The 13,474-nt window shown below is 71.8% G+C and carries 12 protein-coding genes; 8 read left to right on the plus strand and 4 right to left on the minus strand.

Annotated elements, in window-relative coordinates; genetic code table 11:
* Positions 1 to 336 precede the first annotated feature (336 nt).
* The gene (locus tag QQZ13_RS09690) at positions 337 to 615 is read left to right on the plus strand and encodes an HU family DNA-binding protein (RefSeq protein ID WP_284528830.1); all 279 of its coding nucleotides are present in this window, start codon (positions 337 to 339) and stop codon (positions 613 to 615) included.
* A 133-nt stretch (positions 616 to 748) separates the two neighbouring features.
* The gene (locus QQZ13_RS09695) at positions 749 to 2,719 is read left to right on the plus strand and encodes a cytochrome c oxidase assembly protein (protein WP_284528831.1); all 1,971 of its coding nucleotides are present in this window, start codon (positions 749 to 751) and stop codon (positions 2,717 to 2,719) included.
* A 6-nt stretch (positions 2,720 to 2,725) separates the two neighbouring features.
* Here the strand turns inward: QQZ13_RS09695 and QQZ13_RS09700 are convergent, their stop codons facing one another.
* On the minus strand, positions 2,726 to 3,229 hold the full coding sequence (locus QQZ13_RS09700) for a MarR family winged helix-turn-helix transcriptional regulator (RefSeq protein WP_284528832.1): 504 nt from the start codon (positions 3,227 to 3,229) through the stop codon (positions 2,726 to 2,728).
* A gap of 81 nt (positions 3,230 to 3,310) precedes the next feature.
* On the opposite strand from QQZ13_RS09700, the gene QQZ13_RS09705 reads away from it, so the two are divergent.
* Positions 3,311 to 5,452: an MMPL family transporter gene (locus QQZ13_RS09705; protein ID WP_284528833.1), complete on the plus strand. Its 2,142-nt coding sequence runs from the start codon at positions 3,311 to 3,313 to the stop codon at positions 5,450 to 5,452.
* On the opposite strand, the gene QQZ13_RS09710 is transcribed toward QQZ13_RS09705, so the two are convergent.
* A complete protein-coding gene (locus tag QQZ13_RS09710; RefSeq protein WP_342395264.1) occupies positions 5,359 to 6,474 on the minus strand; it encodes a hypothetical protein in 1,116 nt (371 codons plus the stop codon). The genes QQZ13_RS09705 and QQZ13_RS09710 overlap by 94 nt on opposite strands.
* A 44-nt stretch (positions 6,475 to 6,518) precedes the next feature.
* Between QQZ13_RS09710 and QQZ13_RS09715 the strand changes: the two genes are divergently transcribed.
* A complete protein-coding gene (locus QQZ13_RS09715; RefSeq protein ID WP_284528834.1) occupies positions 6,519 to 7,904 on the plus strand; it encodes an ATP-dependent RecD-like DNA helicase in 1,386 nt (461 codons plus the stop codon).
* A 16-nt stretch (positions 7,905 to 7,920) separates the two neighbouring features.
* Here the strand turns inward: QQZ13_RS09715 and QQZ13_RS09720 are convergent, their stop codons facing one another.
* A complete protein-coding gene (locus tag QQZ13_RS09720) occupies positions 7,921 to 8,577 on the minus strand; it encodes a heme oxygenase (biliverdin-producing) (RefSeq protein ID WP_284528835.1) in 657 nt (218 codons plus the stop codon).
* Between the two features lie 67 nt (positions 8,578 to 8,644).
* Positions 8,645 to 8,956, minus strand: coding sequence for a DUF2470 domain-containing protein (locus tag QQZ13_RS09725; RefSeq protein ID WP_284528836.1), 312 nt, complete (start codon positions 8,954 to 8,956; stop codon positions 8,645 to 8,647).
* 137 nt (positions 8,957 to 9,093) lie between these two features.
* On the opposite strand from QQZ13_RS09725, the gene QQZ13_RS09730 reads away from it, so the two are divergent.
* The 4 genes from QQZ13_RS09730 to QQZ13_RS09745 all read left to right on the plus strand — a co-directional run bounded on the left by QQZ13_RS09730 (position 9,094) and on the right by QQZ13_RS09745 (position 13,338).
* Positions 9,094 to 10,314 (plus strand): serine hydrolase, encoded by a 1,221-nt coding sequence (locus QQZ13_RS09730; protein ID WP_284528837.1) that lies wholly within the window; start codon positions 9,094 to 9,096, stop codon positions 10,312 to 10,314.
* Positions 10,311 to 11,180 carry a DMT family transporter gene (locus QQZ13_RS09735; protein ID WP_284528838.1) on the plus strand — a complete coding sequence of 290 codons (870 nt, stop codon included), beginning with the start codon at positions 10,311 to 10,313 and terminating at the stop codon, positions 11,178 to 11,180. The genes QQZ13_RS09730 and QQZ13_RS09735 overlap by 4 nt, the downstream gene beginning before the upstream one ends.
* A gap of 121 nt (positions 11,181 to 11,301) precedes the next feature.
* Complete coding sequence (locus QQZ13_RS09740) at positions 11,302 to 12,300, plus strand: Gfo/Idh/MocA family protein (protein ID WP_284528839.1); 999 nt, start codon at positions 11,302 to 11,304, stop codon at positions 12,298 to 12,300.
* Between the two features lie 18 nt (positions 12,301 to 12,318).
* The gene (locus tag QQZ13_RS09745; protein WP_284528840.1) at positions 12,319 to 13,338 is read left to right on the plus strand and encodes a Gfo/Idh/MocA family protein; all 1,020 of its coding nucleotides are present in this window, start codon (positions 12,319 to 12,321) and stop codon (positions 13,336 to 13,338) included.
* Positions 13,339 to 13,474: the final 136 nt, after the last annotated feature.

The raw sequence follows: 13,474 nt of genomic DNA on the forward strand, positions 1-13,474 counted from the left end.
GCACCCACCCCCTCCCCCCACCTCACCCCCGCGAGCCGACACGTTTCGTGCGAACCGACACGGAAATCGCGGTACGAACGGTGTCGGCTCGCACAAATGGTGTCGGTTCGGCGGGGTGGCGGGGAGCATGCGGTCGCATGCGCACGGGGGCCGAAAACGTCACAGAACGACCAATCGGACGCGACACGCCGCCCAAACAGCCGCATCCGGGCGCGAAATCCGCGGAATCACGCGGATCGTGGGTATATTCGGGGGCGGTCCAACCGACCAGCCGGGGGTGTCAGCCTCCGGTCCGAAGTAACTGAAGGCGGCCATCGCCGTCTGGAGGACAACCCCATGGCTATCACCAAGACCGAGCTCGTCGCCAGCATCGCATCCGCGACGGGACAGAGCCAGTCCGCTGTCTCGGGCGTGCTCGACGCGCTGTTCTCGACCGTCTCCGAGGCCGTCGCCAAGGGTGACAAGGTCACGATCCCCGGCTGGATCGCGTTCGAGCAGGTCGCGACGTCGGCGCGCACGGGCCGCAACCCGCAGACGGGTGCGGAGATCAAGATCCCCGCGGGCAAGCGCGTCAAGGTCACCGCGGGCTCGAAGCTCAAGGCTGCCGTCAAGTAAGACCGCTGCCGCAGCCCGACTGCTGCACGAAGGGGGATGCCGACAGGCATCCCCCTTCGTCGTCCCCGCGCCCGCGCGCCTCCGACGCCGGGCCCGGTGCGGCGCCCTCCTCCCGCCGAACTACGCTGGAGAGGTGAACACCCGCGCGCTCCGACTCGCCGGGCCGGTGATCCTGGTCGCGGCCGCGCTGGTGACCCTCCTCCTGGGTCTCGCGTACGGCGGCGGCGCGGCCCCTCTCGTCGTCGGAGACCCGGGCCCGCTCGTGCGCTGGGGGCTGCCGGCGGTCAAGCTGCTGGTCAACCTGACCGCCGCGGGCATGGTCGGCTCGCTCGTGCTCGCGCTGTTCGCCCTGCGGGCGGGGGAGCGCGCCTTCGACGCCGCCCTCGACACCGCGTCCGTCTCGGCGGCCGGCTTCACGATCGGCTCCGCGCTCACCGCGTACTTCACCTTCCTCAGCATCTTCAACGCCACCCCGAGCGCCGACGCGCAGTTCGGACAGCAGCTCGGGCGCTTCCTCGTCGACACCGATCTGGGTCGCGCCTGGCTGCTCACGACGATCGCCGGCGCGGTGCTGACGGTGCTCACCTTCGCCGTGCGCGGCTGGACGACCACCCTCGTCGTCGCCGGCCTCGCCGTCGCCGCCCTCATCCCGATGGCCTCCCAGGGGCACTCGGGCGAGGAGGCGAACCACAACACCGCCGTCATGGCGCTCGCGCTGCACATCATCGCCGCCGCGGTCTGGCTCGGCGGACTTCTCCTGCTCGTGATCGTCCGCCCCGCGCTCGAGCGGGCCGAGCTCACCGTCGTGCTGCAGCGCTACTCGAGCATCGCGCTGGCGGCCTTCATCGTCGTCGCCGTCTCGGGGACCCTCCGTGCCCTGGCCGGCGGGATCGGGCTCGCGCAGCTCGCGACCCCCTACGGCATCCTGCTGCTCGTCAAGATCGTCGCCCTCGTCGCCATGGGCGTGCTCGGAGCGTCCTACCGCCGCCGGCTGATCGGACGCCTCGCGACCGGTGCCGCGTCGCGCGTGTTCTGGGGCCTGATCGCGCTCGAGATCGCCTTCATGGGCATCGCGAGCGGCGCCGCGGCGGCCCTCGCGCGCACGCCCCCGGCCGTGGACACCACTCTCCCCGAGGTGCAGACGCCCGCGCAGGTGCTGACGGGGGCGCCGCTGCCGCCCGAGCTGACTCCCGAGCGCTGGCTCACCGCGTGGGACATCGACCCGCTGTGGGCCTTCGCGGTGGGATTCGGCCTCTTCTTCTACCTCGCGGGCGTCTGGCGCCTGCACCGTCGCGGCGACCGGTGGCCGCTCTACCGGACGGTCCTGTGGGTCGCGGGGCTGCTGCTGCTGCTCTGGGTGACGTGCGGACCCGTGAACGCCTACCAGGACTACCTGTTCAGCGTGCACATGGTGGGGCACATGCTGCTGTCGATGGCCATCCCGCTCTGCCTGGTGTTCGGGGCCCCGGTCTCGCTCGTCGCGCGCGCCGTCCGCAAGCGCGACGACGGTACCCGGGGAGCCCGCGAGTGGGTGCTGTGGGCGGTTCACACGCCGTTCTCCCGCGTCATCACGCACCCGCTGTTCGCCGCGGCGATGTTCATCGGGTCGCTGTGGGCGTTCTACTACAGCGAGCTCTTCCGGTGGTCGCTCTACGACCACCTCGGCCACGAGTGGATGATCGCGCACTTCCTGATCTCGGGCTACCTCTTCGTGCAGTCGCTCGTCGGCATCGATCCGGTGCCGTACCGGCTCCCGTATCCGTTCCGGCTCGTGACCCTCATCGGCATCATGGCCATGCACGCGTTCTTCGGCATCGCGATCATGATGTCGTCGGGGCTGTTCGTCGCGGAGTGGTTCGGGGCGATGGGCCGCACCTGGGGCGATCCGCCGCTGGTGGATCAGTACACGGGCGGCGGGATCGCGTGGTCGATCGGCGAGATCCCCACCCTCATCCTCGCGATCGTGGTCGCCGTGCAGTGGAGCCGCTCCGACGAGCGCGCCCAGCGCCGGTCGGACCGGCAGGCCGATCGCACCGGCGACGCCGAGCGCGAGGCGTACAACGCCCACCTCGCGGCGCTCGCCGAGCGCGACGCCCGCCGCTGACGCGCGTCAGGCGTCGCCCTGCGAGGCGAGGCGCCGGTAGGTCTCGACGACCCGCGTGAGGTAGTCGGTGATGACCCTCTGCTCGTCCTCGTCGAAGTGGTCGATCTCGGCGTCGATGGCCTGGATCATCGGCATCAGCAGCGACATCGCGTGCCGGCGCGAGGACTCGGTGGGCACGACGAGGATCCGGCGCCGATCGGTCGGATGCGGTTCGCGGGTGACGTGGCCGAGGGCGACGAGACGATCGATCGCGGTCGTCATCGACGCCGTCGAGATGGAGAGCCGGTCGGAGAGCTCCGACGGCGGCAGCGGGCCCGAGGAGATCAGGTGCTCCATCATCTCGAGGTCGGTGGGGTTGACCTCGAGCTCCCGTCGCATCATCCGCTCGAAGGCCTCGCTGACCTCCAGGAAGTCCCTCAGGAGCATGGTGGCGGGCCGGAGGGGCATCCCCTCCGGCCGGACGAACTCGTCGGGATGTTCGTCGACGGGGCGCGGTCTGTTTTCCGCCACGTTCCGATTGTAGGGGTTTGTACGCTAGTTTAGCTGGTAGCTAGATAATCTAGTGAAAAGTCCTCGAGCGAAAGATTCGACATGGCTTCCTTCCTGCGCCTCATCACCTCGGCGAAGACGTCGTGGATCATCCTGCTGCTGGCCGCCGGCGCCGTCGCCGCGCTGTTCGCCTGGGGCTCGGCGGAAGAGGCGGAGACCGCGCCCGCCGTCGGCCTCCCCGACTCCGCGGAGTCGGTGCAGGTGGACCGGCTGCTGGAGGACTTCCCCGGCGCCGACACCACCTCGGCCCTGCTGGTGTTCGCCGCCGACGACGGTGCCCTCACCGAAGCGCAGCGCGCCGCCATCGAGGCCAAGGCGTTCGGCGAGCTGACCGACCTCACCCCCGAGGGCTTCATCCCCCCGCCCCAGGTGTCCGAGGACGGCGAGGTCGCCCTGCTCGTCGTGCCGCTGGATCCGGAGCCGGACGTCGAGAAGCAGGCCGAGCGGGCCCAGGAGATCCGCGACCTCGCCGCCGACGACCTCGACGGCGTGCGCGTCTACCTGACCGGCGCCGAGGGCTTCGAGGTCGACGTCGCCGCGGTGTTCGCGGGCGCGGACTTCACGCTCCTGCTGACCACCGTCATCGTCGTCGCCGTGCTGCTGCTGATCACCTACCGCAGCCCCTGGCTCTGGCTGGTCCCGCTGACGGTCATCGGCGTCGCCGACGCCTCGGCGGGGATCGTCGCCCGTCGCGTGGCGGCGGCCGTGGGCGTGCAGCTGGACGCGTCGATCACCGGCATCCTCTCGGTCCTCGTCTTCGGGGCCGGGACCAACTACGCCCTCCTGCTGATCGCCCGCTACCGCGATGAGCTGCGCCTGCACGAGGACCGCCGCGAAGCGATGCGCCGGGCCGTGCGCGGGGCCGGTCCGGCGATCCTCGCGAGCGGATCGACCGTCGCTCTCGCGCTGGCCACGCTGCTGCTCGGCGAACTGGCGGGCAACCGTGCGCTGGGCCTCGCGTGCGCCGTCGGCGTGGTCGTCGCGATGGCGTTCGCCCTGATCGTCCTGCCCGCCGCGCTCGTGCTGTTCGGCCGCGGCCTCTTCTGGCCCTACGTCCCCCGCTTCGGCTCGCCCGACGCGATCTCCCGGAGCCCCTGGGGACGGCTGGGCCGCGCCGTGTCGCGCCGCCCTGCCGTGGTGGCGGCGACCGGCTTCGTGGTGCTCGCGGCCCTCGCGAGCGGCATGTTCTTCGTGCAGACGGGCCTGTCCCAGAACGACCGCTTCCTGCAGAAGCCGGAGGCCGTCCTCGGCCAGGAGATCCTCGCCGAGGCCTTCTCGGCCGGCACGACCTCCCCGGCGGTGGTCGTCGCGCCCCGTGACGAGGCGACCGAGACGGTCGACGCGCTCCGCGCCCTCGACGGCGTCGACACGGCGCTGGCCGGCGACGAGTCGGGCGACCTCGTGCGCATCGACGTCACCCTGTCGGCAGACGCCGAGACCGCCGAGGCGTTCGCCGCAGTCCGCGCCATGCGCGCGGAGCTCGACGGAGTGGGCACCGGGACGGCGCTCGTCGGCGGGCTCGACGCCCGCGCCCTCGACGTCTCGGACGCGCAGTCCAGGGACCAGGCGCTCATCATCCCGCTCATCCTGGTGCTCGTCCTGCTCGTGCTGATCGTGCTGCTGCGCGCGCTCGTGGCCCCGCTGCTGCTGCTGATCGCGGTCGTCGCGAGCTTCTTCTCGGCGGTCGGCGCCAGCTGGTGGCTCTTCCAGACGCCGCTGTTCGGATTCCCGGCGATCGACGTCAACGTGCTCCTCTTCAGCTTCCTGTTCCTGGTCGCGCTCGGAGTGGACTACAGCATCTTCCTCGTGACACGGGCGCAGGAGGAGTCGCACCGGCTCGGCACCACCCGCGGCATGATCCGGGCCCTCGCGGCCACCGGCGCCGTGATCACGAGCGCCGGCATCCTGCTCGCGGCGGTCTTCGCGGTGCTCGGCGTGCTGCCGCTCATCACGCTGACGCAGATCGGGATCATCGTCTGCATCGGCGTGCTGATCGACACGCTCCTGGTGCGGACGGTGATCGTGCCGGCGCTCGCCTTCCTCACCGGCGACCGCTTCTGGTGGCCGCGCCGTCCCGCCGTGAGCGACGCTCAGTCGGCGGCGGACACGGTGATCGACGCGGTGCCGTCGGGCAGCACGACGATGTCGCCGTCGATGAAGAAGGGCACGTCCTCGTCGACGTGACGGATCGATCCGTCGTAGATCGACTGGATGTCCACGACGATGTGCGCAACCGCCTGGGTGCGCCGGATCCGCCAGTCCGCGCCGTCGGGCTCGAGCGAGACGACGGGCTGCTCGGCGATCGACCAGGTCGGCTCGTCGACGATGCGGTTGCGCACCGGGAAGCCGAACGGGCAGCCCGTGGGCTGGAGCACGCGCTGGGTGGCGCACTCGTCGAGGAAGGCGTCCACCTTCTCCTGCACCACGTCCACGAAGGTGTCGGTCGCCTCGGTCTGCAGGTCGACGGGGATCTCCGCGCGCGGCTTGTCCGACAGCACCGCCACGCCGGGGCTCGCCGACAGCGCGGTGTCGACGGCGATCGAGTACAGCCCCGGGGAGAACACGAGGAGCGACACCGGTTCCAGCGGATCGGCCTCCGTGCCTGCCGGATGCACCTGCCGCTTGTCGATGCCGAACCCGTTGACGGAGAACTGCATCGCCCCGCGCACCGTCAGGTCGATGACCGCGAGCGGCGTCGTCGCGAAGCGCCAGGCCGGGACCACGCCGATCATGCCGGCCTGCTCGACGGCGAACGTGGACCGCGCCCGGTGCGGACCGGCGTCGTACTCGGCGGTGACCGACGCGATGCCGTCCTTCTCCGTCGTCGACACGATCTCGATCTCGCCGAGCGGCGCCAGCGCGTCGCGTCGCAGCAGGGCGTCGGCCGCGTCGGCGGGTAGGCCCGCCTCCTCGAGCTGGGCGGCGTCGACGCGCACCCCCGGCACCTCGAGCGCGTCGGCCGCGCGGCCCTGCGCGAGCATGTCGAGGTAGCGCCCGACGAAGGCCGCGGGGCTGTAGAGCTGCTGGTAGAGGACGGCGCCGGTGGCGGCCAGAGCGCCCACCAGGAGCACGCCGACGACCGCCAGCGCGGTCAGGTCGAACGCGAGCGGGCGCGTGCGCGCGCGACGGCGCCCCCCACGGACCGGCACGGGTGCCGACGGCACGCCGGTCACGGCGTCCGTCCGCTCGCTCGTCGCATCCTCCACCGTGTCAGTCTAGGAAACCCACCCTGACAACTAGCATGGATCCGGTGAGCATCCCGGCCCTGTCTCCCGAACAGGAGGAGCTCTTCCGCCTGATCGAGGACACGCGCGAGCACGTGTTCGTGACGGGCCGCGCGGGCACCGGCAAGTCCACGCTGCTGCAGCATCTCGCGTGGAACACGCACAAGCAGATCGCCGTGTGCGCTCCCACGGGCGTGGCCGCGCTCAACGTCGAGGGCCAGACGATCCACTCCCTCTTCCGCCTGCCGATCGGGCTCATCGCCGACAGCGAGCTGGAGCAGTCGGAGCCCGCGCGCAAGATCATGAACGCGATCGACACGCTCGTCATCGACGAGATCTCGATGGTCAACGCCGACCTGATGGATGCGATCGACCGCTCCCTGCGGCAGGCCCGCCGCCGTCGCGCCGAGCCGTTCGGCGGCGTGCAGATCGTCATGTTCGGCGACCCGTACCAGCTGTCGCCCGTGCCGCCGCGCGGCGACGAGCTGCGCTACATCAACGACCACTACCGATCCTTCTGGTTCTTCGACGCGCAGGTGTGGGCCGGCCCCCGCGGGGATGCCGGGGCGATCCGCTCGGACGGGCTGCTCGACCTGGGCCGGGTCGGCGCCCCGCTGCACATCAAGGAGCTCCGGGAGATCCACCGTCAGTCCGACGACGGCTTCAAGGCGATGCTCAACGCGGTGCGCCACGGCATCGTCACCGCCGACATCGCCGAGAAGCTCAACGCGGCCGGCGCGCGCCCGGTCCCGGAGCCGGTCGACGGCGAGCCGCCGATCATCACCCTCGCGACGCGCAACGACATCGTCAACCGCATCAACCAGCGTCACCTCGACGCCCTCCCGGGCCCGGTGCAGCGGGCGCGCGCCGACGTGAGCGGCGACTTCGGGCGCGGCGAGAACTACCCGGCCGACGCCGAGCTGCAGCTCAAGGTCGGGGCGCAGGTGATGTTCCTGCGCAACGACCTGGGCGCACGCGGGCCGGCCGCCGGGGGCGGGCCGCGCTGGGTCAACGGATCGATCGGCACCGTGACCCGCATCGCCGGCGGGACGGTCCGGGTGGAGATCGACGGCGAGGAGCACGACGTCGAGCCGGCCGTGTGGGAGAGGTTCCGCTACGCCTACGACCCGGGCAGCCGCAAGCTGACGCGGGACATCGTCGCCGAGTTCACGCAGTTCCCCCTGCGACTGGCGTGGGCGGTCACCATCCACAAGTCGCAGGGCAAGACGTACGACCGCGCGATCGTCGACCTCGGCTCGGGCGCGTTCGCGCCGGGGCAGACCTACGTCGCGCTGTCCCGCCTGACAAGCCTCGACGGGCTCTACCTCTCCCGTCCGCTCCGGCCGAGCGACATCCTCGTCGACCCCGACGTCCGCCGGTTCATGGCGGGGGTCCGCGCCGCGGGCGGCTGACGGATCGCCGGCCGGCTCAGGCCGACGCGGCGGCGGACTTCGCGGCGGCGAGGTCGGTGAACAGATCGGTGTTGAACCGGTAGGCCACGAGCACCTCGTCGATCACCCTCGCCTGCTCGGCTGCATCCCACGGCGCGGCGTCGAGCTGCTCGCGGTACACCTCCTTGAAGGCCTGCGGGTCGGCGATGTCGGCGAACAGGTAGAACCCGATGCCGTTGGTCTCGAACCCGAACCGGCGCGCCATGATCCGTCCGATGAACTGTCCGCCGGAGAGGTCGCCGAGGTAGCGCGTGTAGTGGTGGGCGACGAAGCCGCCCGCCCAGGTCGCCGCGACCTGGCGGATGCGGTCGACGTAGCGGCGGGTGGTGGGGAGCGGTTCGATGCGCTCCCGCCAGTCGTCGCCGATGAGGAAGGCGAGATCGGCCTCGAGCGCCGGCAGGCGCGTGAGCTTGTCGCTGATGAAGGTCGCCGCGACCGGGTCGGCCTTCATCCGGTCGGCGGCCGCCTCGAGGGCCTCGTAGATGAACCAGTGCTGCACGACGAGCGCGATGTAGTCGTCGCGGGTGCCCTCGCCGCGCATGAGGTCGGCCATGAAGCCGGCGTGCTCGCTGCCGGCGTGGGCGGAGGACGACCGCTCGCGCAGAACGGTGGAGAACGGGATCAGCTCGGCCATGGCCAGAGCATAGCGGAAGTTAGGTACAGCTAACCTGAAGGTTTCGTACGGATCCGCGGGGCCGCGCTCACTCGTGCGGACGCGGTGTCACGCCCAGCCGGACGCACGCGAGGTCGTACAGTGCGACGATCTCGCGTCGCACCTCGGGCCGCTCGGTGATGGGTCCGCCGGGCCACGGGATGCGCACGACGTCCTCGTCGCCGCGGGCCGTGACGATCCGCCAGTCGCCGCCGTCGCCGTCGAACGACGTCATCTCGGCGGCGACCACGTCCGGCACCGTCGAGAAGGCCCGGGCGATGAGCATGTTGTCGTCCGTGTGGTCGTTGTTCATGTGGCCGAGCACACCCCGCAGGGCCGCCTCGTCGAAGACGTGGGTCATGAGGACACTGTGCCAGACCCGCGCCGCGCCGCCGCCCCCGCCGCGGGGACCCGCGGGGGCATGTCGTAGGCTGGAGAGCGATACTCATCGGGGGGTGACGGATGCCGCGCAGACATCGTGGACGCAGTCTGCTCGCTGTGCTGACCGTCGCGGTGCTGGGCATGACGGCGTGCGCCCCGGGCACCTCGGTGGACCTCGATCCCATCCCCCAGGTCGACGGCGCGCTCCCGGGCGAGATGCAGGAGCAGCTCCAGAGCGCCGTGCAGACGGCGATGGCCGCCACGGGATCGACGGGCGCCATCGTCGAGGTCCGGGCCCCCTGGTCGGGGGTCTGGACGCAGGCGCTCGGCACCACCACGCCCGAGGGTCCGGCCGTCTCGGCCGACATGAGGTTCCGCATCGGCCCCGTCACCCGCACCATGACCTGCGACGTGCTCTACGGCATGGCCGCCCGCGGCATCGTGTCGGTCGACGACGCGCTCGGCGACTGGCTCACCGGCTACCCCTCCCTGGCGACGATCACGCTCGGCCAGCTCTGCGACGGGACCAGCGGTCTCGGCGTCTACGCCGGTGAGATCTCGTCCCGCTGGTACATCAACCCGCCGCGCGTCTGGGCGCCGAAGGAGCTCGTCGCCTACGGGGTGGCCAAGGGCGTCGCCGGCGAGCCCGGCGCGGCCTACCGTGACTCGGACACCGGCTACCTTCTGCTCGGCCTCGCTCTCGAGCGCGCGGCGGGGGCTTCGGCGGCGGAGCTGTTCTCGGAGTACGTGTTCGAGCCGCTGGGCATGGACTCCAGCTCGCTGCCCTCGACGACGAACGGCTCGGAGACGTGGCTGAACGGCCTGCGATCGGGCGACACCAAGGGGAAGCTGGACTGCGCCGCGCCCGCCGACCTCACGAGCCTCTCGCCCACGACCGCCTTCACCGCCGGTGGAGCCGTGTCGACGGTGGGCGACCTGAGCGACTACATCCAGTCCGTCGCGCTCGGTGCCCGCTCCTACGACGTCGAGAGTCGGTTCGCCGACCCGCTGCCGATCTCGAGCGACGCGCCGAGCTGGTTCACCGTCACCGGCGGCGCCTTCCAGGCAGGCAGCCTGGTCGGCAGCTCCGGAGCGGTCCCGGGATACCTGACGGCGGCGTACGCCGACACCGAGACCGGCCTGTCGGTCGTCGTCGTCCTCAACAACTCGCGTGCCGGCAGCGCCGTCCCGCGACAGCTGGCCTGGCAGCTCGCCGCACTCGCTTCCAAGGCCCCGGCCGCCGAAGGGCAGAGCGCTCCCGAGGCCGGCGGGCTCCCGTGGGAGGCGGCGACCTTCGGCGACGCGATCGTCGACGACGCCATCTGCCCGCTTCCGTGAACCCGCGCTCGACCTCGGCGGTCGCGCTCGTCGTCGCCGGGCTCGCCTGCCAGGAGGTCGGCGCCGCGCTGGCCTTCCAGCTCTTCCCGCAGGCCGGACCGCTCGGCATGGTCATGCTGCGGCTCGTGTTCTCGGCGGCGGTCCTGCTGGCCATCGCGCGGCCCCGCTGGCGCGGTCACAGCCGTGCGTCGTGGATCGCGGTGCTGCGCTTCGGCGCGGTCCTGGCGGTCATGAACGGCTTCTTCTACCTCGCCCTGCAGCGGCTTCCGCTCGGCATCGCGGTCACGATCGAGGTGCTCGGCCCGTTGGTGCTCTCGATCATCGCTAGCCGCCGGGCCTCGGCGTGGCTGTGGGCGGGGCTGGCGCTGGCGGGCGTCGTGGCCCTCGGCGGCGGAGGGTGGGACCGGCTCGACCCCTGGGGGGTGCTGTTCGCCCTCGGGGCGGCGGTGAGCTGGGCGCTGTACATCCTCGCGTCGGCCCGGGTGGGGGCCGCGTTCCCGCGGCTCGACGGGCTCGCCCTCGCGATGACCTGCGGGGCGGTGCTGGCGCTCCCGTTCGGGATCGCCGATGCGGGCACCGCGCTCCTGCGGTGGGATCTCCTGGCGCTGGGGGCGGCCGTCGCCGTGCTGAGCTCGACGATCCCGTACGCGCTCGAGCTCGTGGCGCTGCGGCGCCTGCCGGCATCGGCCTTCGCCATCCTCATGAGCCTGGCGCCGGCGACCGCGGCGCTGGCTGGACTGGTGCTGCTCGGCCAGCGCCTGACGGTGCTCGAGGTGCTCGGCATCGGCCTCGTGATCGCCGCGTCGATCGGGGCCGTCCGCGCCGCGGGGCGCAGAGCGCGGGAGGCGGCGGAGCCCGTCGGCTGACCCGCGGTGCTGCCGCTCCGGGTGATCGACCTCGGGGTCGCCGATTGCGGGCGGAGTGAATGTGGTAACGTTGCCACATCTCATCGTCGAGATTCGGCGATGCACCGCCGAAGGAGAGCTCGTGACCTCGATCGGAGTCGGGATCGTCGGATTCTGGCATGTCCACGCCGCTGACTACGCACACGACGCGGCACGTCACACCGCAACCCGGGTGGTCGCGGGATGGGATGCCGACCCGCAGCTCGGGAACGAGGGCGCGGCCGCCCTCGGCATCCCGTTCGAGGAGTCGCTCGACGCGCTGCTGGCCCGTCCCGACGTGGACGCGGTCACGATCACCACCGCCACCGCCGACCACACCGACGTCATCGGCCGCGCCCTGCGTGCCGGGAAGCACGTGTTCTCGGAGAAGCTCCTGGCGCCCACAGCGCCGGAGTGCGAGGCGCTGATCGCCGAGGCGTCCGCCCGCGGGCTGCAGCTCGTCGTCTCGCTCCCGCGGCTGAGCGAGCCCGTCGTGCGCACCGCCGCCCGCCTGATCGGCGAGGGCGCGCTGGGCACCGTCACCTATGCGCGGGTGCGCATGGCGCACGACGGCTGGCTCGCCGGCTGGCTCCCCGAGCGGTTCGGCGACCCCGTGGCGGCGATCGGCGGCGCCTTCGCCGACCTCGGCTGCCACCCCGCGTACCTCGTGCAGCTCTTCCTCGGGCCGGTCCCGCAGTCGGTGAGCGCCACCTACGGCGCTCACACCGGTCACGCCGTCGAGGACAACGCGGTCGTGGTCGCCGGATACGGGAACGGCGCGGTGGGCGTCGCCGAGGCGAGCTTCGTCACGACGCCGGGGGCGTTCGCCCTCGAGCTCCGCGGAACCCGGGCGAGCCTGCTGTACGGCTTCGGAGGCGACGAGCTGATCGCCAAGGGAGACGGATTCGGCGACTCGTGGACGCCGCAGCCACTCGACGCGGCGGCGGACGCGCCGTTCGACCTCTGGGTCGACGCCATCCGGACCGGCTCGTCGGCGGCCGTGACGGCGAACCTCGACGCCGCCGTCGCACTCACCAGATTCGTCGTCGCCGCGAACGCGTCGGCATCCGACCACCGCATCGTCGCCGTCGGCGACAACTGAGACAGGGAGAAGAGCAGCATGGAGGGCAAGGTCCGCATCGGACTGATCGGAGCGGGTGGGATCGCCGGGGCGCACGTCGCCGGCTATCGCCGCAATCCCGACACGGTGGTCTTCGCCGCGATCGCCGACCCCGTGCGCGAGAGCGCCGAGCGTCGCCGCGGCGACGACGAGGCGGTGACGATCTACGACGACTACCGGACGATGATCGCCGAAGCCGACCTGGATGCCGTGGACATCTGCCTCCCGCACCACCTGCACGCCGAGGCCATCGTCGCCGCGGCGGAGGCCGGCCTGCACGTGCTGTGCGAGAAGCCGCTTTGCATGACGAAGGAGGAGGCCGAGCGCATCGCCGAGGTGGCCGCCCGCACCGGCGTGACCATCATGTGCGCCCACAACCAGCTCTTCCTCCCCACCGTCGCCGAAGCCCGGCGGCTCATCGACGAGGGGACCTTCGGGCGCGTCTACGAGGTGCGCACGACCGACAGCTTCTACAACGACTTCACCCCCGAGAGCATGGGCTGGCGCGCGAACGCCGCGACCGCCGGAGGCGGCGAGCTCATCGACACCGGCTATCACCCCCTGTACCTGCTGCAGCACCTCGCCGGCGGGGTGCCGACCGAGGTGACCGCGATGCTGTCGCGCCATCGGCTGGAGTTCATGGAGGGGGAGGACTCCGCGCAGGTGCTCGTGCGCTACGACAACGGCGTGGTCGGGCACGTGACGACGAGCTGGGCATACGAGGCGGCGCCCGGAACCGAGAAGTTCTCGCTCGTCGGCGAGCGGGGCTCGCTCACCTCCGACGGGGTGACCCTCACCTATCGGGTACGCGGGGAGGAGCCGGTCACGTCGGAGTTCGAGCCCGTGCACGACATCGCGGCGGAGGTGGAGCACTTCGCGCGGAGCCTGCTGACCGGCAGCCGCCCGCTGCACACGCACGTGGAGGGCATCGACGTGCTCGGGGTGATCCTGGCCGCGTACGAGTCGGACCGCACGCGCGCGGTCGCCCCGGTCCACCGCATCGCCGCCCCCGTGCACTGACCCCCGGTGCCCGGTCGGGCTCGGCGCCGGGCGGGGCGGAGGTCAGGTGGCGGCGGGGCGGAGGTCAGCCGAGGTGGGCGTCAAGCGGAGCGGGTGGTCACAACTCCGGAAGATCGGCCGTCCCGGGGGCTGAACC

It is taken from the genome of Microbacterium sp. T2.11-28, from assembly GCF_950097975.1.
Classification (GTDB): Bacteria; Actinomycetota; Actinomycetes; order Actinomycetales; family Microbacteriaceae; genus Microbacterium.

Coding starts and splice junctions, on each gene's coding strand:
- QQZ13_RS09690 (WP_284528830.1), top strand. CDS start 337: ATGGCTATCACCAAGACCGAGCTCGTCGCCAGCATCGCATCCGCGACG.
- QQZ13_RS09705 (WP_284528833.1), top strand. CDS start 3,311: ATGGCTTCCTTCCTGCGCCTCATCACCTCGGCGAAGACGTCGTGGATC.
- QQZ13_RS09720 (WP_284528835.1), bottom strand. CDS start 8,577: ATGGCCGAGCTGATCCCGTTCTCCACCGTTCTGCGCGAGCGGTCGTCC.
- QQZ13_RS09725 (WP_284528836.1), bottom strand. CDS start 8,956: ATGACCCACGTCTTCGACGAGGCGGCCCTGCGGGGTGTGCTCGGCCAC.
- QQZ13_RS09745 (WP_284528840.1), top strand. CDS start 12,319: ATGGAGGGCAAGGTCCGCATCGGACTGATCGGAGCGGGTGGGATCGCC.